We start from the raw sequence: 23725 nt of genomic DNA, 5'->3' as shown, positions 1-23725 counted from the left end.
ACCAATAATAAGAGATGATGATGTCAAAATGGCGTCATGATAACATGATTTTTTATGTCTTAAAACCTTAAAAGTATAGGTTGATGATTTTTAGAGTATTTTTATTGCTTTTGCCATTTTGATGGTTTAAGCAAAGCTTAAACCTAAACCATTTTTTATTCATTTAATCAGCTCAATCGTACCGCTGACATCATAGCCAATGGTGGTCTTACCGCTTTCAAATTTTGGGTTTTCAATGCCTATGCTGGCGTCCTTTGCCATTGCCATCATTGGTGCTAGGGTGCGTGTGTGATAATTGTTGTCATCACCAAGCTTTACCGAAACGATTTTATAATCTTTTGCACCGAAGGCTTGGCTAATGACAGCGGCTTCTTCTTGAAAGTGTTTGACAGCATCTAAGATCAGTTGTTTTTTGATGGCGTCATTGGCATTTGATGATACATGAAATGATAAATTTTCCAATGCCATCAGTGATTGTAGTTCGGCAATAAGCTGACTGGCCTCTGTTAAATCTTGGCTTTTAATTTCTATAGATGCCAGCCCTGTAAAGCCTGTAATGAGATGATTTGTACCATAGCGTGGATAGGTGTCATGATAGGAGGTTTTAACGGCAACATTGGGGTATTTTTTGGCGATGATGAGTGCATCATTGGTGGTTTTATTTAGATTTTTGGCAATCTCGGCAACAGTTTTTGCTTGAGTTGTCTTGGTAAGAGTGGCTTGAATTTCATCGTTGGCAACTTCTTGTTTGGCGTTGACGCTAAAACTGATGCGGTTATAGTCGCTTTGACTTGCATGGCTAGTTGAAACAATGGCAGATAAAGCAGCGGCAGCAGCAACGGAGATGAATTGAAATGAACGCATATGTATTTTTTAATAAAAGTTAAATGAGGCAGGGTGGGTTTTCCATCAACTTACTTGTCATTTATCAAAGCCCTGTCGTTTGACAAGGCTTTGATAAGCAAAGCAAGAATTGTCATGCCATCAATTTAGCATAAATTTGCTAAAGTAAAAGTGATTTGTTGTGTAGATTTGTAATCATGCGTTAGGTGCATTGGTACGACAAATGACCAGCTGATTCGTTTGGTCTAAATCAGCTTGGCTTGATTTGCTCTTTTAGCAAAAATTCTATCAGAGCTTTTTGGGCGTATAAGCGGTTTTCTGCTTCACTCCAAACCACCGCTCTTGGGTCGTCTAGCAGGTCTTCACTGATTTCTTCGCCACGGTGTGCAGGCAGGCAGTGCATGAATAATACATCTTTATCGGCGGTATCCAAAAGCTTTGGTGTGATTTGAAAGCCAGCAAAATCTGCTTTGCGTTTTTTCTGCTCGGCTTCTTGACCCATGCTGGCCCAAACATCAGTAACAACAAGGTGCGAGCCTTTGACGGCATCTAAGACGCTGTTTGTTAAAGTTAGGCGGTGGGCGTATTGGGCGAGCAAATTACTGTTTGGTTCATAGCCTTTTGGTGTGGCGATATTAAGATGAAAGCCAAATTGCTCAGATGCCAAAATGTATGAGTTGCACATATTGTTGCCATCACCCACCCATGTAACGGTTTTGCCCTTGATATTGCCTTTGTGTTCAAAGTAAGTTTGCATATCAGCAAGCAATTGGCAGGGGTGGTAATCGTCCGTTAGGGCGTTGATGACAGGGACAGAGGAATGCTTGGCAAAGGTTTCTAATCGTTCATGAGCAAAAGTGCGAATCATGATAATATCAGTCATAGAGCTGATGACACGAGCTGAATCTTCAATTGGTTCGCCACGCCCAAGCTGGGTATCATTGGGTGATAAAAATATTGTCTGACCGCCAAATTGACCCATGCCCACCTCAAAAGATACTCGGGTGCGTGTGCTGGATTTTTCAAAAATCATCGCAAGTGTTCGCCCTACAAATGGGCGATAAATCTCACCTGCGTGCTGCAACTTTTTTAGTTCTACTGCTCGAATGATGATGTTTTGCAACTCTTGTTTTGATAAATCCTTTAAGGTAAGAAAATGGCGAATACTCATGATAATACCCTTAACTGAATGGGGAGCGACTGAAGTATAGCAAAGCTGAATTTAAATGACCAATATTTTTAATAAAAACCTATAAAATGATGGATAAACCGATAAATAAAAAATACGCAAGTTGGATAAAATGGCAATACGACACCTTGTATTCTAGTTGCTTTGCGGTTTTGATGCCATCGGTATTTGATATGAATTAAAACTTGACTGCTCGAATGGGGCGTGTGGTAGTGCGACACATCAACTCATAGCCAGTTGTTCCTGCAAAAGTGGCAACCTCATCAATGCTGGGTGCACCATCTGCACCCCATAAAATGACTGGCGTACCAACTTCGGCAGTGATGTTGGTTAAATCTATCATCATGACATCCATTGCTACTCGTCCGATGATTGGCGTGCGTATGACTTTATCTCCCACAACGACACCAACAGAGGCATCTGCCACCACTCTGGGGTAGCCATCGCCATAGCCACAACTGATAATGCCAATCCGACTTGATTTGGTTGCTGTCCATAATCCACCATAGCCAACCATTTCGCCTGTTTTAACTGCCTGTATTGCCATGATTTGTGTGCTAAAAATCATGACAGGTTGTAGCCCAAGTTCATGACTTAAAATGTGTGCAAAGGGACTAGAGCCATATAAAGCAATGCCTGCACGCACCCAGTCGTGATGATTGTCCTTTTGTGTGAATATGCCAGCTGAGTTGCACAACGAGCCTTGAATGTCGTTGCTAACAGCATGGCGAAGTTCGCCTAAAAGTGTATTAAATCTTGTGATTTGCTTGTTGGTCATGGGGTTGTCTTTTTCGTCAGCACAAGCAAAATGACTGGTTAAAATCATTTTGTATCCCAGATCATTTAAAGCATTGGCGGCTTTTATCACACCTTCTTGATCAAAGCCCAGTCGGTTCATACCTGTATTGTATTTTAGCCAAATGGTATGGATAAATCGGTCGTTATCAGCAGGGTGTTTGATGGCAAAGCCAAGCTGTTGTTCATTATGAATGACACAGCCAAAGTCGTGCTTTAACGCCACAAGCCATTCATTTTCATCAAATACACCTTCAATCAGTACGATGGGTTTTTTAATGCCTAGGATATCGCAAGTTTTTTTAACTTCTAAAGCCTCACTTAAACATGCCACACCAAAAGCGTCTGCATCAGCCAATCCTGCGATGACATATGAGACACCATGCCCATAGGCATTGGCTTTGACCATTGTCATAACTTTGGCAGGATAAGTAGCACTGAGCTGATTTTTAATCACAGATAAATTGTGACGCAGAGCAGATTGATTGATGGTTAAAGTGGTATTTCGCATGGTATGATTGGTTGTTGGTTTGGTAGAGTGCTTTGATGTCTTGAATATGGTGGCTTAAAACCTAATGGCTTTAAAAAGCTGATGACTTAAAGATGATTTAGCCTTCTTCATAATCATCAGGCATACCATATCCTGCAATAAAATTACTAAAACGAGTAAATTGCCCTTCAAAGCGTAGTGGCACGGTGCCAATTGGGCCGTTACGCTGTTTGCCAATGATGATCTCAGTAAAGCCTTTGTTGTCTGCTTTGTCTTTATTGTACACCTCATCACGATAGATGAACATGATGAGGTCAGCGTCTTGTTCAATCGCTCCTGATTCACGCAAATCTGACATCACAGGGCGTTTATTGGGCCTGTTTTCAAGGCTACGGTTAAGCTGGGATAACGCCACGACAGGACAATTCATCTCACGGGCTAATGCTTTGATACTGCGGCTAATCTCGCCAATCTCGCCGACACGGTTATTCTCCATGCCAGGCACTTTCATCAGTTGCAAATAGTCAATGATGATCATACCAAGACCGTTTTCGTGGTTTTTAGCGATGCGACGACAAGTTGAGCGAATCTCGGTCGGTGGTAAGTTGGTGCGTGCGTCCACATACAGATGCGTATCTTGGAGCATGGTGATGGCAGTAGACAGCTGAGCCCATTCTTGTTCGCTCATGTTGCCAGAACGCAGGTTGGTTTGGTTGATTTGACCCAAAGATGACAACATACGAGTAACGATAGATTCGGCGGGCATCTCCATCGAAAAGACCACCACGGGCAAGCCTTGCATGAGCACAGATTCTGCCAAATTCATTGCAAAAGTCGTCTTACCCATTGATGGGCGAGCCGCCACGACAATCATGTCGCCTTTTTGTAAACCTTGGGTTTTATTGTTGAGCTCTTCAAAGGGCGTGGCAAGACCAATGATTGAGCCATCTCGTGCTTTTAGTTCAGCAAGCTGATTGGTGACATTTTGCAAAATGTCAGTTACATTTTGTATGCCTTGTTTGCTTGCACCACTGGTGTAGTTTTCATTGATACGAAAAATATCAGCTTCTACTGTGTCAAGAATCTCGCTCACCGTTTGTTTTTTTGGGTGGTAGGCAAGATTGAGCATATTATTGGCGGCTTTGATGAGCTGTCGGTATACCGAAAACTCACGCACTCGCTCGGCATATGGCACAAGATTGAATAAAGTTGCAGGGCTTTGGTTAATCTGCATGAGATATTCTTCACCGCCTGCGGTATTGAGCAGATTTTGGGTGTTTAAATAGTCATAGACCATCAGACTGTCATAAGGCTGATTCACTCTTGATAGATGTGTGATTGCTCGAAAGATGTGCTTGTGCCTTTCGCCATAAAAATCATCATCACTGACGATGTTATCAATCTTTTCAAAAGACTCATCAATGCTCATCAAAGACGCAAGCAAGGCTCTCTCAATCTCTATGTTATGCGGTGGCTGCAGACTTAATAGATCATCTACTTTTGGATCAGTCTTTGTTTGTTTGGCTGTTTTTGCCATCTTGATTAACCATCTTTAAAAAAACTAAAAAGAAAAATTGCTAATTTAAATGCGAATTTTAGCACAAAAACATTATAATAAGTGCTAAATTTTCCCACCACTTATCTTTGTTGATAAACAACCACTCATCAAACAATCCTTTTCATCATTTTTCAAATCATTTTAAGAGTATGTCGTCATGACCATCACGCCCAATTGTATGCAACAAGCCAAAAAGCCATTGCTCATTACCACAGGTGAGCCTGCTGGCATTGGTATGGATATCGTCATTGATGTGCTCTGCCATCATGATGATGTGCTACCAAAACCACTGTTTATTATAGCTGACATTCACGCTTTTAATGAGCGTATCAATGAGCTACAAGCGGTGGGTGCGATTGATAAAGCTCCAAATTTTACCGTGATTAATGGTGACGAAATCATGACTTTTGCCCAAGATAAAAGTTTACCACATGGTGTATTTATCTTGAATACTCATTGTAAAGATAAAGTCATTGCAGGTCAATTAAACGCAAATAACGCCAGTATGGTAGAGCGTCAGTTGAATCTGGCACACACTTTGGCAAATAAAGGCGTGATTGGGGCGATTGTTACCGCACCCATTCAAAAGTCGGTGATGATTGATGGTGGAATTTGCCTTGCTGATGGTGAGATTTTCAGCGGACATACCGAATATTTCATGCACAAAGCAGGCTGTGATAAGGTGGTGATGATGCTTGCTAATGCTAAAATGCGTGTGGCACTTGTTACTACGCACATTCCTTTAAAAGAAGTACCAGATGCTGTTACACCCACAGAAGTCCGCCAAACAGTTGCCATTACTTATGCCCAAATGAAAAACCAATTTGGCATACGAAACCCAAAAATCTTGGTTTGTGGACTGAATCCGCACGCAGGCGAGAGTGGTCATCTGGGCGATGAAGAAATGAGTGTCATCAATCCTGTATTACAAGAATTTCGTGATGAAGGTGTGGATATCAGTCTTGCCATGCCTGCCGATACGATTTTTACTGACAAACATCTGTCCCAAGCAGATGCCATCATCGCCATGTATCATGACCAAGGATTGGCACCGCTCAAATCACATGGTTTTGGTGATACGGTCAATATTACATTGGGTTTGCCTTATGTACGCACCTCGGTAGACCATGGTACAGCACTGGATTTGGCAGGTACTGGGCGTGCAAGTAGTAGCAGTTTGATTCAGGCGATTAAGGTGGCGTGTGAGATGGTGGGTTAATGACTTAAATGACAATTTTTGATGAATTATTTTATGCCTTATTTTCAGCGATGGTTTAGGACATCGCTTTATTTTGCTTTAACAATCCGATAATCTCCCTTAAAGAATCTATTTCATTTTGCTTCTGTGCTAATAAAAGATCTTTATTAGCTAGCAGTTCATCTTTATGTTTTAAAGATAATTTTAACTTTTCATTTTCTTTCATCATATTCTCATCAGAACCGCAATATACCGTGTTATTATCAGCACTATCATTATTCATCAAAAAGTAAATATTTTTATTTGTGCTTTGCATGAATTCAAATACATCCAAATCAAAGACCTGTGCAATTTGCTCAAGTTTGTTTAACGTCAGCTTCGTCTCACCACGTTCTATCTTGGCGTAACCATTAACAGACATATGCAACTTTTGTGCCATTTCTTCTTGAGACCACTGATTAATTTCTCGCATAATCTTAATTTTTTGATTGACATTCTTCATAATACCCACTTTTTGAGTGATTTTAACCATAAATTGTGCATTCTGCAAACATTGTATGTTGGTGGTTAATTGTGCATAGCAACATTTACCGAAACTGCTATGATATTTGGTGAGATATATAGACATAATGCTGAATGGAAATTTCGTGCTATTGGTCAAGGTTTTGCAGGTGGATTAGGGGCATTGGCCAGAAATTATGGTATTAATATTTAACAATCTGTAAGCTTAAAAAATAAAGAATGACCTATTCATTCTTTATTTTTTTAATTAGATAAGGGTATAAAATGGTAATAAATATCACAAAAAAGCCTAAGATTTCTTTAAGTAAAATTGTGTTGGAGAAATCAGGTGATTCAACTAAAATAAACTTATCAAAAAGCAGTGATGAGATTATTATTAATTTAAACTGGTCTAAAAATAAAAGTGATAATCGATTTTATTTAAATTATTTAACACTGTTCGAGATGTTGACTTGGATTTGGGGTGCTACTATCAGTTAAATAGTGGTCATGCAGGTGTAATTGACGGCGTACAATTTTCGCACAATCGTGGTGGCCCAAGGACGCAACAAACCGCTCAGGGGTGCTACACCCAAGCTCCTTGGATTTGGCATTGTGGAGACGACAGAAATGGGGATAGTGTTACAGGTGAAAATATTTTGATAAATCCACGAGGTATTAAAGAGCTTAAGCGGATTATCATCTACTGCTTTATTTATGATGGTGTTGCAAGATGGGCACATTCCGATGCGATCGTAACCATTAAAGTCCCAAGTCAGCCTGATATTGTCGTTGAAATGGGCGAGCAAAATGATAGTAGAGGCTTTTGTGCTATCGCAAGCATTGATTTATAGATAATCAAATGATGGTAAGAAAAGAAATTACTTTTCATAAAGGTCATAAAGAATGTGATGATTATTATAAATGGGGATTTAGTTGGGGTCGAGGCTCTAAATAATTTTTTTGACATAAAAAAACCGCTGATGTGCTAAGCGGTTTTTTTATTTCTTTGTAGAGTGTCTTTTTGATATTTTAAAAAATATTCACTTGTTCAATGCTTCAACCTTGCTTAAAATCTAATAATGCCTTTATTTGTCACTACCATATCCACCCCCAAATCCCAATCATTCACCACCAATCGCTCCACCATCTGAAAGTCATAGCACCAGCCCACTTTTAAACCCCTAAAAGTGGCAAAGGTGCGGTCATAAAATCCGCCACCCATACCCAGCCGATTGCCCAGCTGATCCACCGCCACCAAAGGGCAGATGATGCAGTCTAGCTGGCTGGCTAAGACAGTATTTTTGGCAAATGGTTCTTTCATGCCAAGTGCATGGCGTTTTAGTGGTATTTTTTTTAAATCATAAAATACTGGAGAAAAAGTTAAGGCTGTTTCTTTTTTGGTGATTGGTAAATAGGGCATAAAGCCATGTTTTTGGCAAAATTTGACAATCACGCCAGTAGGCAACTCGCCAAAATTATCCAGATAAAGTCCAATTTTGGCATTTTTTGGTAAAATTTTAGCTAATTTTGGTAGGTGCAAATTTGCTAAAAATGCAAAATTTTTGCGTTGTTTAGTGGTCAAATTTTTGCGTTGCTGACGAATGGTTTTGCGTAAATGACCGCTATCTAAGTGGCTGACCATGATGGCTTTCCAAGTTTATTTAGAAAATATTATCATTTAAAAATGATAATGATTAGTGATTGAAAATTAATTTTAATGATGGTATAGTTAATGATGGTATAGCAATTCAATCATTTTAACAATTTTTGTATTAAAAAAGGAAATATTTTATGACCGACATTCGCATTGAAAAAGACACCATGGGTGAGGTGCAAGTCCCTGCCCAAGCCTACTTTGGTGCCCAAACCCAGCGTAGCCGTGATAATTTTAAAATCGGTGGCGAAACCTTGCCCACGCCCTTGATTCAAGCGATGGCAACGGTCAAAAAAGCCGCCGCCATCACCAATGCCTCTTTGGGTCGGATTGAAGACAGCCAAAAACAGCTGATTGTACAAGCCTGCGACAAGATTTTGGCAGGCGAGCATTTGGACCAATTTCCGCTTGTGGTGTGGCAGACAGGCTCAGGCACCCAGTCCAATATGAATATGAACGAAGTGCTTGCCAACATCGCCAACGAACTATCAGGCAACCCCAAAGGCACCTACAAGCCCATTCACCCCAACGACCATGTAAACCACGCCCAATCCACCAACGACAGCTTCCCCACCGCCATTCGGGTGGCAAGTGCGGTGCAAATCAACCAAGCACTCATTCCTGCGGTCAAGGCACTGCGTGATACTTTGTCCAAAAAATCAGACGATTTTGCCGACATTGTCAAAATCGGACGCACCCACCTACAAGACGCCACGCCACTCACTTTGGGGCAAGAGTTTAGTGCCTATGTGGCACAGCTGGATTTGGCACTTGTACGCCTTGACAACGCCTTGCAAGGCTTGTATCAGTTGCCTTTGGGTGGCACGGCGGTCGGTACAGGACTCAACAGCCACCCAGACTATGCCGTCAAATCCGCCGAGCAAATCGCAAGCTTGACAGGTTTGCCTTTTGTCAGTGCGCCCAATAAATTTGAAGCACTGGCGGCACGAGACGCTGAAGTGTTTGCCTCAGGGGCATTAAAAACTTTGGCGGCAAGTCTTAATAAAATCGCCAATGATGTGCGCTGGCTGGCGTCTGGTCCTCGCTGTGGCTTGGGCGAGTTGTCCATTCCTGAAAATGAGCCAGGCAGCTCTATTATGCCTGGTAAAGTCAATCCCACCCAGTCGGAGGCGATGACGATGGTGGTGGCACAAGTGATGGGCAACGATGTGACCATCAATTTGGCGGGGGCGTCTGGCAATTTTGAACTCAATGTCTTTATGCCTGTGATTGGCTACAATCTATTGCAGTCCATTCGCTTGCTTGCCGATGCGTGCAATAGCTTTAATGACAACTGTGCGGTGGGCATTGAGCCAAACCGTGAAAAAATTGACCACTTTTTGCACAATTCTTTGATGCTGGTGACCGCCCTAAACCGCAAAATCGGCTACGAAAACGCCGCCAAAGTCGCCAAAACCGCCTTTAAAGAAAACAAAACCTTAAAGCAAGTGGCGGTAGAGCTAAATCTTTTGAGTGAAAGCGAATTTGACGAGTGGGTCAAACCGCACGAGATGGTTGCTCCCAAATAAGCAAAAATCAAAAAAAGATTAAAAAAATTGAATAAAATAAGAGCAAATTCTTTTTTGGATTTGCTCTTATTTTTGGCGTCAATTTCTGTCAAATTTTTAAAATTTGCGTATGCGTGCTGGCATCATACAAAAAAGCAAACAATGATTGGCAAATTAATCTTTTTCGTCCGACTGCTCGGTAAAGGTTTTTTTGATGGGCTTGGCAAATTGAAAAATTAAATAAGTAAAAACGCTGACCACCACCGCAATTTCAAGCCGACCCATTGCCACAGCAAGACCGATACAACCTGCCGACCAGATGGCTGCTGCTGTTGATGTGCCTTCAACCATGCCTTTTTCTTTTAAAATTGCACCACCGCCAATAAAACCAATGCCACCAATAATGCCTGCCATCAATTCGCCCATGCCACCATCATCTCCAATGATTTCAATGGCAAGTAGCATAAAGCCACAACTGGCAAGGCTGACAATCGGAAAGGTACGCAGACCAATATTTTCTTTGCTATTTTCACGATGATAACCAATAGGCATTACCAGACCAAATGCCACAACCATCTGTATGACATGGGTCAAAACAATGTCCAAATCAAAATCAAACAATGTGGAAAGTACATGATTCATGCTTAGCATACAAAATTCAAATTGGCTAGATAGGTGTCTATTATAGCAGAAGTTTTTGTCATAATTGCCAAATGGTTGTTAGTGTGATGAACTGTATTTTTAAATAAAAATGAATTTTTATGCTTTTGCCTTGAAAAATTGGGCAAATTTAGCGATAATTAAACATTTATTTTGCCTTCAAAAGCTGTCATCATGACCACACAAGATTCCAGTGTCAGTTCCCTTGCCACATCGCCAACAACCAAAGCAACCAAAGCAACCAAAGTTAAAGAACAAAATGGCTCTCAAGATAAGATGACCACTGCTTTTTTAAAAGCAACCTTTAAACCTGTTAAAAAATCCATGATATTAGCATGGTTATTAGATGTGGTAAGTACCATACTGTTGGTGGGGCAGGCGTATGTTTTGGCATGGCTGTTTGATGCTTGGTTATCAGCTTTCATAAAAAATACACCTTTGCCCAATGGGGCGGTTGGTGATGGGTTGGTATTGAGGATAAGCTTAGGCTTGCTTTTTGCTTGTTTAATTGGGCGTATTGTCATTGCTTATGGGCGTGATGTGATTTTAACAAATGCTGGCCTGATGGTTGCTAAGTCTGTGAGAAAAAGGCTGTTTGATCAACTCGCTAGACTTGGTCAGGCTCGGCGTTATTTTGGGTCAGATGGTGCGTTGGCAAGCAAAATCATTGATGAGCCTGATCATCTAGTTGGTTATGCTCGCTTTGAGGTTCAAAAAATAACGGCCATAACCACACCTCTTATTTTGGCGGGGTGTGTGGCATTTTATAGTATGACCTCGGCTTTGATTTTATTGCTGACCGCACCACTTGTGCCAATTTTTATGATATGTATTGGCATTGCCACAGCTCGCAAAAGCCGTGAGCAGATGGACGCTTTGGCACAGCTTGGTGGGCGTTTTTTAGACTGGATTCGTGGTGTGAATACGCTATCACGGCTAGGAGCGGTGGACATGGCAGTATCAGACATTGCAAAAAGCTCTGAAAATTACCGCAAACGCACAATGAGCGTATTAAAAATAGCTTTTTTAAATAGCACGGCATTAGAGTTTTTGACTGCTTTGTCAATTGCTTTGGTGGCGGTATATCTAGGCTTTGATTTAATGGGTGTACTGCCTTGGAGAACAGAACAAACACACACAACTTATGGTATCGCTTTATTTATTTTATTGCTTGTGCCTGAATTTTATGCACCACTTCGCCGACTTGGGGCAGAATACCACATCAAAGGACAAGCCGTGGCGTGTGCCAAAGCAATTACCCCAATGCTAGATTTTAAGGCCAAACAACAAGGCTCTATGATGCCAAATTTAAGCTTAGCTCCTGGTTTTGAGCTCAAAAATATTGCTGCCTTTGGTGATGATGGGCGGATTCGCCTAAGACCAACAAGCTTGTCTTTTGAAGCTGGCAAACGCACCGCCCTAATGGGGGAGAGCGGCATGGGTAAATCCACAATTTTACAAATCCTACTTGGCTTTGGTGATTGTGAGGGTGATGTTATCATTCATACAAATGATGGCTCTATACGCTACGATGAAATTGATGTGGCACAATTACGCACTCAATTTGGCTATTTATCGCAGACAGCTCCGTTGTTGCCGATGACGATTGCGGATAATTTGCGACTTGCCAAACCAGATGCTAGCGATGCCAAACTTGTACAAGTCCTAAAAGAAGTGGGGTTGTGGAATTTGGTTGAAACACTGCCTGATGGCATTAATACCATGCTTTTTGAGCGTGGCGGTGGGCTGTCTGGCGGTCAGGGGCAACGCCTTGCTATTGCTCAATTGCTATTACAAGATGCCAAAGTATGGCTATTAGACGAACCAACCGAGCATTTAGATGGTCAAACAGCAGGGTGGATTAAAGAGCTGTTGTGTCGTGTGAGTGTGGGCAAAACCGTGATTTGGGTAACTCATGATGGTGTGGGTGTGGATTTTGATAGGGTTCATGATTTAAATGCCTTGCATAAAAACATGAGCGATAAGGCGGTGCAACATGAGTGATGATGGCATGGACGGTGGCGTGATGAGTAACAGTAAAAATAACAATCACCAATTTCGTTTAAGAGAGTTGTTATCGAGCCAAAAGTTATTGTGGAGCATTGCGTGGATATTGAGTATTGCGACGATGTTGTCGGCACTGGGTTTGGCCATGCTTGCAGGTTGGTTCATTACGATGGCAGGCGTGGTCGGAGTGTTAGGGCTAGCCTCTTATGCTTTTAATTATTTTTTACCATCTTTGATCATTCGTGGTTTTGCCATGACAAGAACGCTTGCTCGTTATGGTGATTTAATGGTTTCGCACCATGCGGTATTTGGCCTACTTAAAGATTTGCGAGTCAAATTTTTTGCTCATTGGGCAAAGCTACCTTTAACCATGCGGGTACAAAAGGGTGGTAGTAGTGAAACCATGCAAAGACTTGTGCATGATATTGATACGCTAGATGAGTTTCCTTTGCGTGTGATCTCACCTTTTGTAGTAGCAATAGTTGCAGTGGTGGTGTTGTCGCTGATGGTGCTATTAATGATACCAAATGCCATCATGGTCGTGGCGTGTGTGGCATTGTCATTTGTCATTGCACTAATGACTTTAAAAAGAGGCATTGGCTTGGCAAGCTCTGAAAGTAGGCTCATTACTTTGCGTAAAAGCAAACTGTTAAATACATTGCCTGCCTTGACAGCACTACTGACATGGAACCGTTGGGGTGATGGTATGCATGAGCTGGCTGAGTATGATGAGCAATATCATCAGTTTAGCATGCAAGTGCTAAAAAATAAACGCATTGCCCAATTGTTGATTCAGATGAGTTTGGCGGTGGCTGTTATTGCTTTACTTATGATGGCAGGGCGTCTGTTTGAGCAAGGAATTGTCCCATTGACACTTAAAAATTTGGGTGATTATACTACTTTAAACCCTGCCATCATACTTGCTTTGACACTTGGGATATTTGGCTTGATGGAAATCATGTCGGTGTTGGTGAATGAACCACTTGCTTTTGGTCGCAGTGTGAATGCTAAAAAACGCATCAATGACTTATTAGGGACTCGATTAACTAATAATAAACAGCCCATTGAAGGTGATTTTACCATTACCTTAAAAAATCTTTCGGTTAAAATGCCATCCGCCATACTCAAAACGGATTGTATTAATGCTACTTTGACACCGCATAAACCCATGCTGATAATCGGTGCATCTGGAGCGGGCAAATCTACACTGCTGGCAACATTGGCAGGGGAAGTGCCACGCATGAGTGGTGAAATTTGGATTGACGGTTTGAATGCTGATGGAACCAAAACCACCAAACTTGACATTGAGCAGGTTGATTTTGGTCAAACATTGGGGTTTTTGGGACAAAATGTTGATATTTTTGATCAAACTTTAGCAGATAATTTAAGGCTTGGTAAACCATCTGCCAGTGATGATGAGTTGTGGGCGGTGCTGAAGAAGGTTAATTTGTCTGATTGGGCAAATTCTCAGCCAAAAGGGCTAGATACGCCACTTGGTGAGTATGGCATGGCGATTTCTGGTGGTCAAGGACGGCGTGTGGCTTTGGCTCGCTTGCTACTTACGCCTAAAAAAGTACTTTTATTAGACGAACCATTTGCAGGCTTGGACGGTACCACTCGCCAAATTGTATGGAATGCTTTGATTGATATGCAAAAAGATGGCAAGATTGGTATACTTGCCATCTCTACTCATCAAAGATGCGGTCAGATGTGTGAAGCTGATGTGATGAAAGTGGGCTGACAGCAAAAGATTGACCCTAACTTTTTGATGATGCTTGTTTTGGGTTGTCCTTTTCGGTAATGATGGGTGTGTTTGGGTCGCCTAAGCTTAAAATTTCTGAAAAATTAGGTGCGGCTTTTAAAATCAATTGCTCTCGTTCCAAGATACCTTGATTGATTTGTATTTTTTTGATGGTATTTATGATGATATCAACTTTACCAAGCCAGCGTCCAAGTTCAAGATAGACAATACTTCCTTTGTGTTCGGTGAATGGCACGCCTTTGATTTCAATTTGGCTTAAAATCAGGGGCAAGGGGTCTTTGCGAAAAATGACATGATAAGCACGCAGAGCAAACTTTGCCAAAGGTGCTTGCCACCAGGATTTGGTATGCAGTTCAAGCACATCGGTATCGCTGATTTGGCGTAGCACCAATCGCTGAGTGTGTCCATCAAGCTGTAAATGCACCAGCTCAAAATTGCTGGTGACACTGGCAAAGATGCCCTTGATATTTATGGTGGCATATAATCTGAGCCACCCATCATGAATGTCTAATCGCAAATGATGTAGCATGTCAACATTTTTTACCACAAAATTATCCAGTGAGTCATTGATGATTTTTTGACTGACAGGTACGCTGATTTCATCAATCAAATGGCTGGTAGCATTGGCATAGCTGTGTTTTAAGTTGCCAAGCGTTTGTTGCCAGTTGAAAAATAAGTCTTCAAGCAATCGGTCGCCATCAAGACCGCTGATTTGGGCAAAGTTACCTAAGATTCCTTGGGACTCTTGGGTGTCTGAGTAAAAATGTGAATGGTTGGTCATAAGAAAGGTGTATTTAAAGTTTTGTTCATTGTAGCAAATTTTAGTGTTTTTGAGCAACTAAATTCACCAAAAACCAACAATGCCAAAATGATTGATCATGTCATATCAAAGACCTAAAAAGATCAAAGACCTAAAAAGTCCACCACAAATTCGCTGTTGGGCTTAATAAATAATTCATCAGCCTTTCCTATTTGTTCTATCATGCCATGATTCATGACAACGATGGTGTCTGAGATGGTAATCGCCTCTTCTTGGTCGTGTGTTACCATAATGCTGGTGATGCCAATGTCTTTTTGTATTTGTCGCAGCGATGAACGAAGCTCTTTGCGTACTTTGGCATCTAAGGCTCCAAACGGCTCATCTAAAAGTAGTAATTTGGGATTGGTGGCAATGGCTCTTGCTAAGGCAATGCGTTGGCGTTGTCCGCCTGACAGTTCGTGTGGGTAGCGGTCTTTGATGTGAGGCAATTGCACAAGATCAAGAAGCTCTGTTACTCGAGCGTCAATTTCTTTTTGGCTGGGGCGTTCTTTTAATAAGGTTAGGCCAAAGGCAATGTTATCGGCAACGGTTTTGTGGCGAAATAAGGCGTAGTTTTGAAAGACAAAGCCAATACCTCGCTTTTGTACGGGTGTATCTGTTACATCAATGCCATCAAAAAAAATCCTTCCTGTATCTGAGGTTTCTAGCCCTGCAATGATTCGCAAAAGTGTTGTTTTGCCACAGCCAGAAGGACCAAGCAGTGTAGTCAGCTCACCAGAATTGACCGTAAAACTGATGTCGTTGAGAGCGGTAAAATCGCCAAAGTGCTTATGAATGTTTTTAATCTCAATGCTCATATTCATTCCAGTTTTAAATTTTTTGGTTTAAATTCATTTTGGGTACAAATTTGTACAGTTGGGCGTATATTAAAAATAACTATATGCCATTTGGGTTTTTTATTTAGGTTAATGCCTGCCTTTGTATTGTCTGCTTAATATATTTTGTGCAGCAAGTGTCAGCAAAGCAAGCAGGGCAAGTAGGCTAGACATGGCAAAGGCAGTAGTAAAAGCATACTCATTATAAGCAATTTCAATCATGAGTGGCATGGTATTGGTCTCACCACGGATATGCCCAGACACCACTGACACCGCACCAAATTCACCCATTGCTCGTGCATTGGTTAGAATAATGCCATAAAATAATGCCCATTTGATGTTTGGTAGTGTAATATGCCAAAACATCTGCCAGCCGCTTGCACCAAGTGTCAGTCCAGCCTCTTCTTCAGCATCACCTTGTGATTGCATGAGCGGTATGAGCTCTCGTGCGATGAAAGGGAAGGTAACAAAAAGTGTGGCAAGTACAATGCCTGTCGTAGCAAAGATGATTTTGATACCCATGCTTTCAAAAAACCCACCAATCATTGTATTCGCCCCAAATAACAGCACAAACATCAATCCTGCCACTACTGGCGATACTGCAAAGGGTAAATCCAGCAAAGTGGTGATGATGAATTTACCTCTAAATTTATGGCGTGTAATCAAATAAGCAAGTGCCACGCCAATGATGGTGTTAATTGGCAATACGATGGCTGTTGTCATCAAGGTTAATTTAATGGCGTGTAAAGCATCAGGGTCTGACAAGGCGGAAATGTACGCCTCTTGCCCCTCTTTGAGTGCTTCATAAAATACGGCAATCAGCGGTACGGCCAGCATGATGGCCATAAAACTGACCGCCAGTAGAATGAGCGACCACTTTATCCATATGGGATCTTTGGTCGCAGGGTGATTTTGATAATCGTAGGTAGATTGGGTTGTCATTTTTTGTTTCAACTATTTGATATTCTTTGTAAATCAACAATGTACTTTTTTAGTTAAAATTAATTTGTTTTTGCACCAAGTCTTGCTGATAATTTCCATTGGGCAAAGTTGATCGCAAATAACACCAACAATGATACAATCAGCATGAATAACGCCACACAGCTTGCCCCTGCCACATCAAATTGTTCTAATTTTGACACAATGATCAATGGCAATATTTCAGATTTCATTGGGATGTTGCCTGCAATAAAAATCACCGAGCCGTATTCGCCTGTAGCTCTGGCAAACATCATGCCTGCACCAATCAGCATGGCAGGAGCAATCTCTGGCAAGATGACTTTGATAAAAGTTGTTCTGCGATTAGCTCCCATCACAGCAGATGCTTCTTCAAACTCTACAGATAATTCTGCAAGGACAGGCTGTACTGCACGCACGATAAAAGGAAAAGATACCACAACAAGGGCGAGCCAAATCCCAATAGGAGTAAAAGCAATGTGTATGGGCTCTTTTGTCAGGGCGGTGCCAAGTTTGGCAAATATTTGCCCAAATAAGCCGTTGGGTGCGTATAGTGTCGCAAGTGCAATGCCTGTAACGGCAGTCGGTAGGGCAAAGGGTAAGTCCACCAGAGCATTGATGAATGACTTACCCCAAAAATCATAACGCACCAATACCCAAGCAATCAGCGTGCCAAAAATAAGATTGGTCAAAGTGGCAAGCGCTGCCATGGACAAAGACAGCTTAATGGCGTGAAATACCTGTGGTTCTTTGATGGTGCTAATGATATCGTCCATGCCCATTTGTAAGGTGGTTAAAATCATCATCACAAAGGGCAAAACCACCAAAAGAGATAGAGCAAATATGCTGATGCCCATGGACAAACCAAAAAAAGGCATGATGCGTCTTTGTTTGTTTTTAGGCCAGTGCTTGGTCGGGCCTGTGATTAAATCATCTGGGCTATGAGTGCTTGTCATGGTTTTGTTTGTCTTGTGGGTTTTGTAAAATTTTGACTATTTTAAAAAGATTGACAAAATTATAGTATTGTTAAAATGGAATATGTATTTGAAATTTTGGAATTTAAACAATTGATTGATGTCGTCAATCGATACAAAACAGCAAAAAAGCTGAGTATTGTCTCAGCTTTTTTGCTGTTTTGAGCTGGTGTTTGTTTATTTGCTCACTACTTCGCCAGTGGCACTGACCGCCAGTTTGTCGTACACACCACCTTCTTTAAAGTAAGTTTGCATGATAGATTTCCAATCACCAAAGACATCATTTGGAAAGAAAGTCTGGATTTGAGGAAAGCGGTCTTTGTATTTATCTAGGATATCAGGATTGCTTGGACGCAAGAAGTATTTGACCGCTAATTCCTGACCTTCATCGCTATAAAGATGGTTTAGGTATGACTTGGCAATGTCGGTAGTGCCTTTCTTGCTGGCTATCGTATCCACGACCGCTATGGGGTTTTCAGCATTGACGGTATAGCTTGGGTAGATGATTTGAGTGCCTTGAAATTTTTCTTTGATGATGTTGGCTTCGTTTTCAAAGGTGATTAGCACATCGCCAAGCTGTCTTTGGGCAAAAGTTGTGGTTGCTGCTCGTCCGCCATTTTCAAAGACTTTGACATTGGCAAGTAGATTAGTGATGAATTCATGTGTTTTTTGTTTATCTTGATTAAATGTGTGCAGGCCGTAACCATACGCCCCTAAGAATGCGTAACGACCGTTACCTGTGGTTTTTGGGTTGGCAATGATGATTTGTACATCTTTATTAACAAGGTCTGCCCAATCTTTGATGCCCTTTGGATTGCCTTCACGCACCACAAATACAATCGTACTGGTGAAAGGAATGGCATTATTTGGAAAATTTTGTCGCCATTGACTGTCCACAAGCTGGCTGTCGGCAAGTAGCTCAATGTCTGAGCTTTGATTCATGGTAACAATGTCTGCTTCTAAGCCATTTTTTACTGACAAAGCCTGCTTGCTGGAACCACCGTGTGACTGCTTAATGTTGACTTTGACATCAGGATTGATGCTTTGATAATGTTTAACAAAAATAGGGTTATAGTCTTTATAAAAGTCTCTGGCTACATCGTAAGAGACATTGAGTAGCTCTACTTGATGATTGGCATGGTCTTTATTTTCAGCGTTTTTGGCAGTGTCATTTTGGCTGTTGCCACCACAAGCAGTCAATGCAAAAGCGAATAAGGCAATGGCGGAGGGCGTGAGAATTTTTTTCATGGTCATTTTTCCAAATAAAAATAAAAAAAGTTAAGATTAAAAAAGTGAAGGTATTGTAAAGCAGAACCTTTCAAAAGGTTAGGTAAAAAAAGGGAAATCGTTATTCTGTTTTGGAATTTTCATCATTTGCTATGGCTTGTGTTGTAACTGAGTAAAAAACCTTTCATATTTTTGTATTTACACTCTAAAAGCTTTTATGCCATAAAAGTCACAAAAAACTTCGCCTAAAATCCACCCATAACACCACGAAAATACGCCATATGTGTTATAATAGAAAAATTTAAACAAAGAATAATGAGCAATGATTCACGAAACAATATTGATTGATGCACCACATGGTGTATTAGAGGTTGATGCGATTTGGCAAGATGGCAACAGACAGCCTACCGATATGCTTGCCATCATTTGCCACCCAAATCCACTTGGTGGTGGTAACATGACCAATAAAGTGGTCAGTACCATGTATAGATTTTGTCGAGATGCTGGCATAGATGTGGTTCGCTTTAATTACCGTGGCGTAGGTCGCTCATCGGGTGTGTCTGAATATGGCGATGGTGAATTTATGGACACACAGACGGTGTTAAAATGGGCAATGACCAAGACAAACGCACGCAAACTTTGGCTTGGCGGATTTTCGTTTGGCGGTTTTGTGGCGTGTCGTATGGCGGATTTAATCAGCCATCACCACAAAATGGGCGGTGATTTTTCTGGTCTGCATTTGGCAAATTTGGCACTGATTGCTCCGTCTGTTGCGCGTAATGATACAAACAACCTGATACTACAAGCGGATAATGCTTTTGTGATTTATGGTGATAAAGATGAGCTGGTTGCACCAAAGGCATTAAAACAGTTTGCTGATGAACGCAAGTTTGGGCAAGTAGTCATGGCAGATGCTGGGCATTTTTTTCATGGTAGGTTGACGGATTTAAAACAGGCCTTAATCGCTAATACGATTTAGTGTACATGTAATCATTTAACAAAATTAACAAATTTTAAGGACAATCATGGTCATTCAAACGCCCATTGAGCGTTATCAAGCAGCTTTAGCGTCAGGTAATTTTAGTAAAGACCCTGTACAGCTACAAGCGATGACTTATTTAGATGAGCTACATCATAAAATCATTGCGATGAATGATGGTGCCAAGCAAGGATTTTTTGCCAGTTTGTTTAAGTCAAAGCCTAAGCCACCCAAAGGGCTGTATATGTGGGGCGGTGTTGGGCGTGGTAAGACTTGGATGATGGATATGTTTTATGAAAGCCTGCCAATCAAACGCAAAATGCGTATGCATTTTCATCATTTTATGCAGCGTGTGCAGTTTGAATTGGTTAAGTTGCAGGGGCAATCAGATCCATTGCAAAAGGTCGCTGACATCATTCATGATGAAGCTTTGGTCATTTGTTTTGATGAGTTTTTTGTGTCAAATGTATCTGATGCAATGATTTTGGGCGACTTATTTACCATGCTGTTTGAGCGAGGCATCACTCTTGTGGCAACTTCAAATATTGAGCCATCAGGACTTTATAAAAATGGCATTCATCGCAATCGTTTTTTGCCTGCCATTACTCAAGTTGAAAAAAATACCACTGTCATGAATATTGATATTGGTGTGGATTATCGTCTCAGGTTGTTAAAGCAGGCTAAATTGTACAGCTCCCCACTGCTTGATGAGACAGCAAATTGGCTGTCTGAGCGGTTTGATACACTGTCGGCAGGGCAGATGGTGAGCACCAAACCTATCAGCATTGGTGGACGAGAGATTGAAATCATTAAGCGTACCGAGACCATGTTGCTTGCTGATTTTCGTATGTTGTGTATGCAGCCGCGTTCGGCAGCAGATTTTATTGAAATTGCCAATGATTTTGATACAGTGATGGTAGATAATGTCCCTGCCTTGACTGATACGCTGATGGATCCTGTGCGTAGATTTATCTATTTGGTGGATGAGTTTTATGATCGCCGTGTCAAGTTGCTGGTGCGTGCAGAACAATCAATTTTGGATTTATATCAAGGCGAAAAGCTTGCTTTTGAGATTGAAAGAACTCGTTCAAGACTGTTAGAAATGCAATCAGAAGATTATTTGGCAGAGCAACATCGTGTAGAATGAATACAAGGAGTGAGTCATGACTGTTCAAATAAATCCTATGATTGACACCATACAGGCTCGTCGCAGTATTGGTAATTTGGTCTTGCCCATGCCAACAGATGATGAATTAAGCATTGCCTTGCGTGCTGCAATGTCTGCACCTGATCATAAGCAATTAAAGCCATGGCGATTTACTGTATTAACCAACAATGCACTGATTGAATTTGGCAAGGTTTTATTAAAAGCACAGCAAGCAAGTAGTAGCAAACCACTTGATGACATGACTTGTCAAAAGCTACTAAATATGCCGCAGCGTGCACCAATGATTATTGCTGTTGCTACTGACATCAAAGAGCATGAAAAAGTACCATCGTTTGAGCAGATACTCAGTGTTGGTGCAGCAATACAAAACTTATTACTCGCCTTTGAATCGTTGGGTTATCACACGGTTTGGCGCACTGGTCTTTTAAGTAATACGCCGCCAGTGAAGACATATTTTAAGGTGGCAGATAAGGACATGATTTGTGGTTTTGTTTATGTGGGTTCAAGTAGTGTGAATATGCCTGCTCGTTGTGAGATGGATTTAAATGAGTTTGTTAAGTATTATCGCTAAATATTGCCACCATTCATCATTCTTAAAGCTCTTTTTTAAATATGCTAAATTAAAATACAAAAGGCTAATTTATGAAATTACCTAAGTCAATCAATCATTCAAAGGTCAAAAAAATTGTTGATGTGGCAAGTGGTGGTATTGATGTGATGCAAACCATCAAAAGCTCTGGTGAGCAAGGCTCTATCATTGCAAGCATTGCCAAACTTGCTCGCTTAAAAAAGAAAAAAAATTCCCTTAAGTCATCGGATACAAAAACCAAAGATGAAGCAGATAATATTCCATTGAAGTTAGTGTTTGTTGGTGGTGGTAGCTTTGGCACAGCGATGGCAAATATGGCAGCTAAAAATGGCTGTGATGCAACACTTTGGGTGCGAGATAAGTCAGCTGTTAGGTCAATGAAAAAAAACCTCATCAACAAAAAATACCTACCAAATCATAAGCTGTCAGAGCATCTAAAATTTAGCCATGATTTAAAGTCTGCCGTACAGGGCAAGGACATCATTTTTGTGGCCGTGCCAAGCTCAGCATTTCGAGAGATGCTCAAACAGATCAAACCGTTTATTACCCATCAGGCGGTGGTGTCTTTAACCAAGGGTATGGAAAAGGCGACTTTTGCCATGATGAGCGACATCATCAAGGAGGTTTTGCCTCAGGTGAATTTTGGTGTGATGAGTGGTCCAAATTTGGCGGTTGAAATCATGGATAACATGCCCTCTGCCACCGTTATTGCATCATCATCAGAGCCACTGCGTACCGCTGTTCAAGAGGCTTTACATGGTGCATTTTTTCGTGTGTTCTCTTCTGACGATATTAAGGGCGTTGAGCTTGGTGGCACCTTGAAAAATATTTATGCCATTGCCATGGGTATGGCGGCAGCTTATGATGTTGGGGATAATACCAAGGCCATGCTATTGACTCGTGCTTTGGCAGAAATGAGCCGATTTGGTGTAGCAACAGGGGCAAATCCCTTAACTTTTTTAGGTTTATCTGGGGTGGGGGATTTGTATGCCACTTGCAATTCGGTGCTAAGTCGTAATTATCGCATCGGCAATATGCTGGGCAAGGGCATGACTCTTGAAAATGCCATCAAAAAACTAGGACAAACTGCAGAGGGCGTCAATACCATTTTGCAGGTCCATGAGCGTGCCAAAGAGCTTGGCGTGTATATGCCCATTACGCACGCCTTACATGCTGTGCTGTACGAAAACAAATCACCACTGGGCGTGGCATTAAATTTGATGGAGACAGGTTTTCGTAGTGATGTTGAATTTGTCATGCCACATGATGAGAGTAATGCACGCCTAAGTCAAGAATTTGATGAGGTATTGCAGGCGAGCAAGAATGCCAAATCTAAACCTATTGATTGGGAATGATGATGAAATTGATTTTAGTAAGGCATGGGCAAGCTGAGCCTTATTGTGATGATGATGCGGGGCGTCGCTTAACCCATGTTGGTAAGATGCAGGCAAGCCAAACGGCAGATTTTTTGGTAAATTTCACCAAAAACAATCCTGTTGATGTTGTCATCACCAGCCCATATCATCGTGCTAATCAGACAGCCAGCATCATTTTAAATGAGCTTATTTGTGCAGGGCAAAATCCCGCTTTTATGACAGTTAAAAACATCACACCTGATGATAATCCTGCCGTCGGTCTTGATGGTATTGACCATGCTGTTTGTCATCAATTTGGCACAGCGATAGATGATTTGACCGTAGTTATTGTATCCCATATGCCCATCATTGCTCATTTGGCAGCCACGCTAGACGGTACATCGCCTGTGTTTTTTGAACTGGCAGAATGTCGTGTGTTTGACACACCTGTGATTGCAGAGGGTTTGGCAACGCAAATCGCCCAATTTACGCCAATTCAGACATGAACACATTACCAAAAAATCTTATAAAACCCTTGCATATTTAAAATTATCAAGTATAATACAAACTTGGCTTCATCGGTAGCTTCGCAACCATATACTATGAACCCCGCCAGGACCGGAAGGTAGCAACGGTAGTAGATATAAGGTGTGCCGAAGATGTGCTGATGAAG

The 23725-nt window shown here is 41.4% G+C and carries 22 protein-coding genes, 1 other RNA gene and 1 pseudogene; 12 read left to right on the top strand and 12 right to left on the bottom strand.

Annotation, left to right across the window (positions count from 1 at the left end):
* Positions 1 to 159: 159 nt before the first annotated feature.
* The 4 genes from U9670_RS04160 to dnaB all read right to left on the bottom strand — a co-directional run bounded on the left by U9670_RS04160 (position 160) and on the right by dnaB (position 4854).
* Positions 160 to 864 (bottom strand): SIMPL domain-containing protein, encoded by a 705-nt coding sequence (locus U9670_RS04160; RefSeq protein ID WP_323841536.1) that lies wholly within the window; start codon positions 862 to 864, stop codon positions 160 to 162.
* 229 nt (positions 865 to 1093) lie between these two features.
* A complete protein-coding gene (argF, locus tag U9670_RS04155) occupies positions 1094 to 2014 on the bottom strand; it encodes an ornithine carbamoyltransferase (RefSeq protein WP_323841535.1) in 921 nt (306 codons plus the stop codon).
* A 196-nt stretch (positions 2015 to 2210) separates the two neighbouring features.
* The gene (alr, locus tag U9670_RS04150; protein WP_323841534.1) at positions 2211 to 3338 is read right to left on the bottom strand and encodes an alanine racemase; all 1128 of its coding nucleotides are present in this window, start codon (positions 3336 to 3338) and stop codon (positions 2211 to 2213) included.
* Positions 3339 to 3435: 97 nt separating this feature from the next.
* A complete protein-coding gene (gene dnaB / locus U9670_RS04145) occupies positions 3436 to 4854 on the bottom strand; it encodes a replicative DNA helicase (protein WP_323841533.1) in 1419 nt (472 codons plus the stop codon).
* Between the two features lie 178 nt (positions 4855 to 5032).
* Between dnaB and pdxA the strand changes: the two genes are divergently transcribed.
* The gene (gene pdxA, locus U9670_RS04140; RefSeq protein WP_323841532.1) at positions 5033 to 6094 is read left to right on the top strand and encodes a 4-hydroxythreonine-4-phosphate dehydrogenase PdxA; all 1062 of its coding nucleotides are present in this window, start codon (positions 5033 to 5035) and stop codon (positions 6092 to 6094) included.
* A 55-nt stretch (positions 6095 to 6149) separates the two neighbouring features.
* On the opposite strand, the gene U9670_RS04135 is transcribed toward pdxA, so the two are convergent.
* Entirely contained in the window at positions 6150 to 6605 is a 456-nt protein-coding gene (locus tag U9670_RS04135) for a helix-turn-helix domain-containing protein (RefSeq protein WP_323841531.1), read from the bottom strand.
* Positions 6606 to 6662: 57 nt separating this feature from the next.
* Here U9670_RS04135 and U9670_RS04130 point away from each other — a divergent pair.
* Together U9670_RS04130 and U9670_RS04125 are read left to right on the top strand one after the other, a co-directional pair.
* Positions 6663 to 6788: pseudogene (locus U9670_RS04130) on the top strand (TerD family protein); the annotation flags it as partial.
* 265 nt (positions 6789 to 7053) lie between these two features.
* Positions 7054 to 7428, top strand: a complete 375-nt coding sequence (locus tag U9670_RS04125) for a hypothetical protein (protein WP_323841530.1) — start codon at positions 7054 to 7056, stop codon at positions 7426 to 7428.
* A 215-nt stretch (positions 7429 to 7643) separates the two neighbouring features.
* Here the strand turns inward: U9670_RS04125 and U9670_RS04120 are convergent, their stop codons facing one another.
* On the bottom strand, positions 7644 to 8219 hold the full coding sequence (locus U9670_RS04120; RefSeq protein ID WP_323841529.1) for a 5-formyltetrahydrofolate cyclo-ligase: 576 nt from the start codon (positions 8217 to 8219) through the stop codon (positions 7644 to 7646).
* A gap of 149 nt (positions 8220 to 8368) precedes the next feature.
* Here U9670_RS04120 and fumC point away from each other — a divergent pair, with 149 nt between their 5' ends.
* A complete protein-coding gene (gene fumC, locus U9670_RS04115; RefSeq protein ID WP_323841528.1) occupies positions 8369 to 9760 on the top strand; it encodes a class II fumarate hydratase in 1392 nt (463 codons plus the stop codon).
* 153 nt (positions 9761 to 9913) lie between these two features.
* Here fumC and U9670_RS04110 read toward each other — a convergent pair whose 3' ends face one another.
* Entirely contained in the window at positions 9914 to 10390 is a 477-nt protein-coding gene (locus U9670_RS04110) for an MgtC/SapB family protein (protein WP_323841527.1), read from the bottom strand.
* Positions 10391 to 10573: 183 nt separating this feature from the next.
* Here U9670_RS04110 and cydD point away from each other — a divergent pair, with 183 nt between their 5' ends.
* Both cydD and U9670_RS04100 read left to right on the top strand, forming a co-directional pair.
* A complete protein-coding gene (cydD, locus tag U9670_RS04105) occupies positions 10574 to 12403 on the top strand; it encodes a thiol reductant ABC exporter subunit CydD (RefSeq protein WP_323841526.1) in 1830 nt (609 codons plus the stop codon).
* Complete coding sequence (locus tag U9670_RS04100) at positions 12396 to 14147, top strand: amino acid ABC transporter ATP-binding/permease protein (RefSeq protein WP_323841525.1); 1752 nt, start codon at positions 12396 to 12398, stop codon at positions 14145 to 14147. Before cydD ends, U9670_RS04100 begins: the two co-directional genes overlap by 8 nt.
* Positions 14148 to 14163: 16 nt before the next feature.
* Here U9670_RS04100 and U9670_RS04095 read toward each other — a convergent pair whose 3' ends face one another.
* The 5 genes from U9670_RS04095 to U9670_RS04075 form a co-directional block, all read right to left on the bottom strand.
* Positions 14164 to 14949 (bottom strand): hypothetical protein, encoded by a 786-nt coding sequence (locus tag U9670_RS04095; protein ID WP_323841524.1) that lies wholly within the window; start codon positions 14947 to 14949, stop codon positions 14164 to 14166.
* Positions 14950 to 15071: 122 nt separating this feature from the next.
* A complete protein-coding gene (locus tag U9670_RS04090; RefSeq protein ID WP_323841523.1) occupies positions 15072 to 15785 on the bottom strand; it encodes a sulfate/molybdate ABC transporter ATP-binding protein in 714 nt (237 codons plus the stop codon).
* A 108-nt stretch (positions 15786 to 15893) separates the two neighbouring features.
* Positions 15894 to 16745 carry a sulfate ABC transporter permease subunit CysW gene (gene cysW, locus U9670_RS04085; protein ID WP_323841522.1) on the bottom strand — a complete coding sequence of 284 codons (852 nt, stop codon included), beginning with the start codon at positions 16743 to 16745 and terminating at the stop codon, positions 15894 to 15896.
* 59 nt (positions 16746 to 16804) lie between these two features.
* The gene (gene cysT, locus U9670_RS04080; protein WP_323841521.1) at positions 16805 to 17716 is read right to left on the bottom strand and encodes a sulfate ABC transporter permease subunit CysT; all 912 of its coding nucleotides are present in this window, start codon (positions 17714 to 17716) and stop codon (positions 16805 to 16807) included.
* 195 nt (positions 17717 to 17911) lie between these two features.
* A complete protein-coding gene (locus U9670_RS04075; RefSeq protein WP_323841520.1) occupies positions 17912 to 18982 on the bottom strand; it encodes a sulfate ABC transporter substrate-binding protein in 1071 nt (356 codons plus the stop codon).
* Between the two features lie 301 nt (positions 18983 to 19283).
* Between U9670_RS04075 and U9670_RS04070 the strand changes: the two genes are divergently transcribed.
* The 6 genes from U9670_RS04070 to ffs all read left to right on the top strand — a co-directional run bounded on the left by U9670_RS04070 (position 19284) and on the right by ffs (position 23725).
* Complete coding sequence (locus U9670_RS04070) at positions 19284 to 19940, top strand: alpha/beta hydrolase (RefSeq protein WP_323841519.1); 657 nt, start codon at positions 19284 to 19286, stop codon at positions 19938 to 19940.
* Positions 19941 to 19986: 46 nt separating this feature from the next.
* The gene (zapE, locus tag U9670_RS04065) at positions 19987 to 21087 is read left to right on the top strand and encodes a cell division protein ZapE (RefSeq protein WP_323841518.1); all 1101 of its coding nucleotides are present in this window, start codon (positions 19987 to 19989) and stop codon (positions 21085 to 21087) included.
* Positions 21088 to 21103: 16 nt separating this feature from the next.
* A complete protein-coding gene (locus tag U9670_RS04060; protein ID WP_323841517.1) occupies positions 21104 to 21679 on the top strand; it encodes a nitroreductase family protein in 576 nt (191 codons plus the stop codon).
* A gap of 71 nt (positions 21680 to 21750) precedes the next feature.
* A complete protein-coding gene (locus tag U9670_RS04055) occupies positions 21751 to 23052 on the top strand; it encodes an NAD(P)H-dependent glycerol-3-phosphate dehydrogenase (protein WP_323841516.1) in 1302 nt (433 codons plus the stop codon).
* Positions 23053 to 23054: 2 nt separating this feature from the next.
* Positions 23055 to 23558 (top strand): SixA phosphatase family protein, encoded by a 504-nt coding sequence (locus tag U9670_RS04050; protein WP_323841515.1) that lies wholly within the window; start codon positions 23055 to 23057, stop codon positions 23556 to 23558.
* Between the two features lie 70 nt (positions 23559 to 23628).
* An RNA gene (gene ffs, locus U9670_RS04045) (signal recognition particle sRNA small type) lies at positions 23629 to 23725 on the top strand.

The sequence above is a fragment of the Moraxella tarda genome (genome assembly GCF_035181405.1).
Taxonomy (GTDB): Bacteria; Pseudomonadota; Gammaproteobacteria; order Pseudomonadales; family Moraxellaceae; genus Moraxella.
Note: the sequence above shows the minus strand (reverse complement) of the source record. Positions and strands in the feature narration are given on the sequence as shown.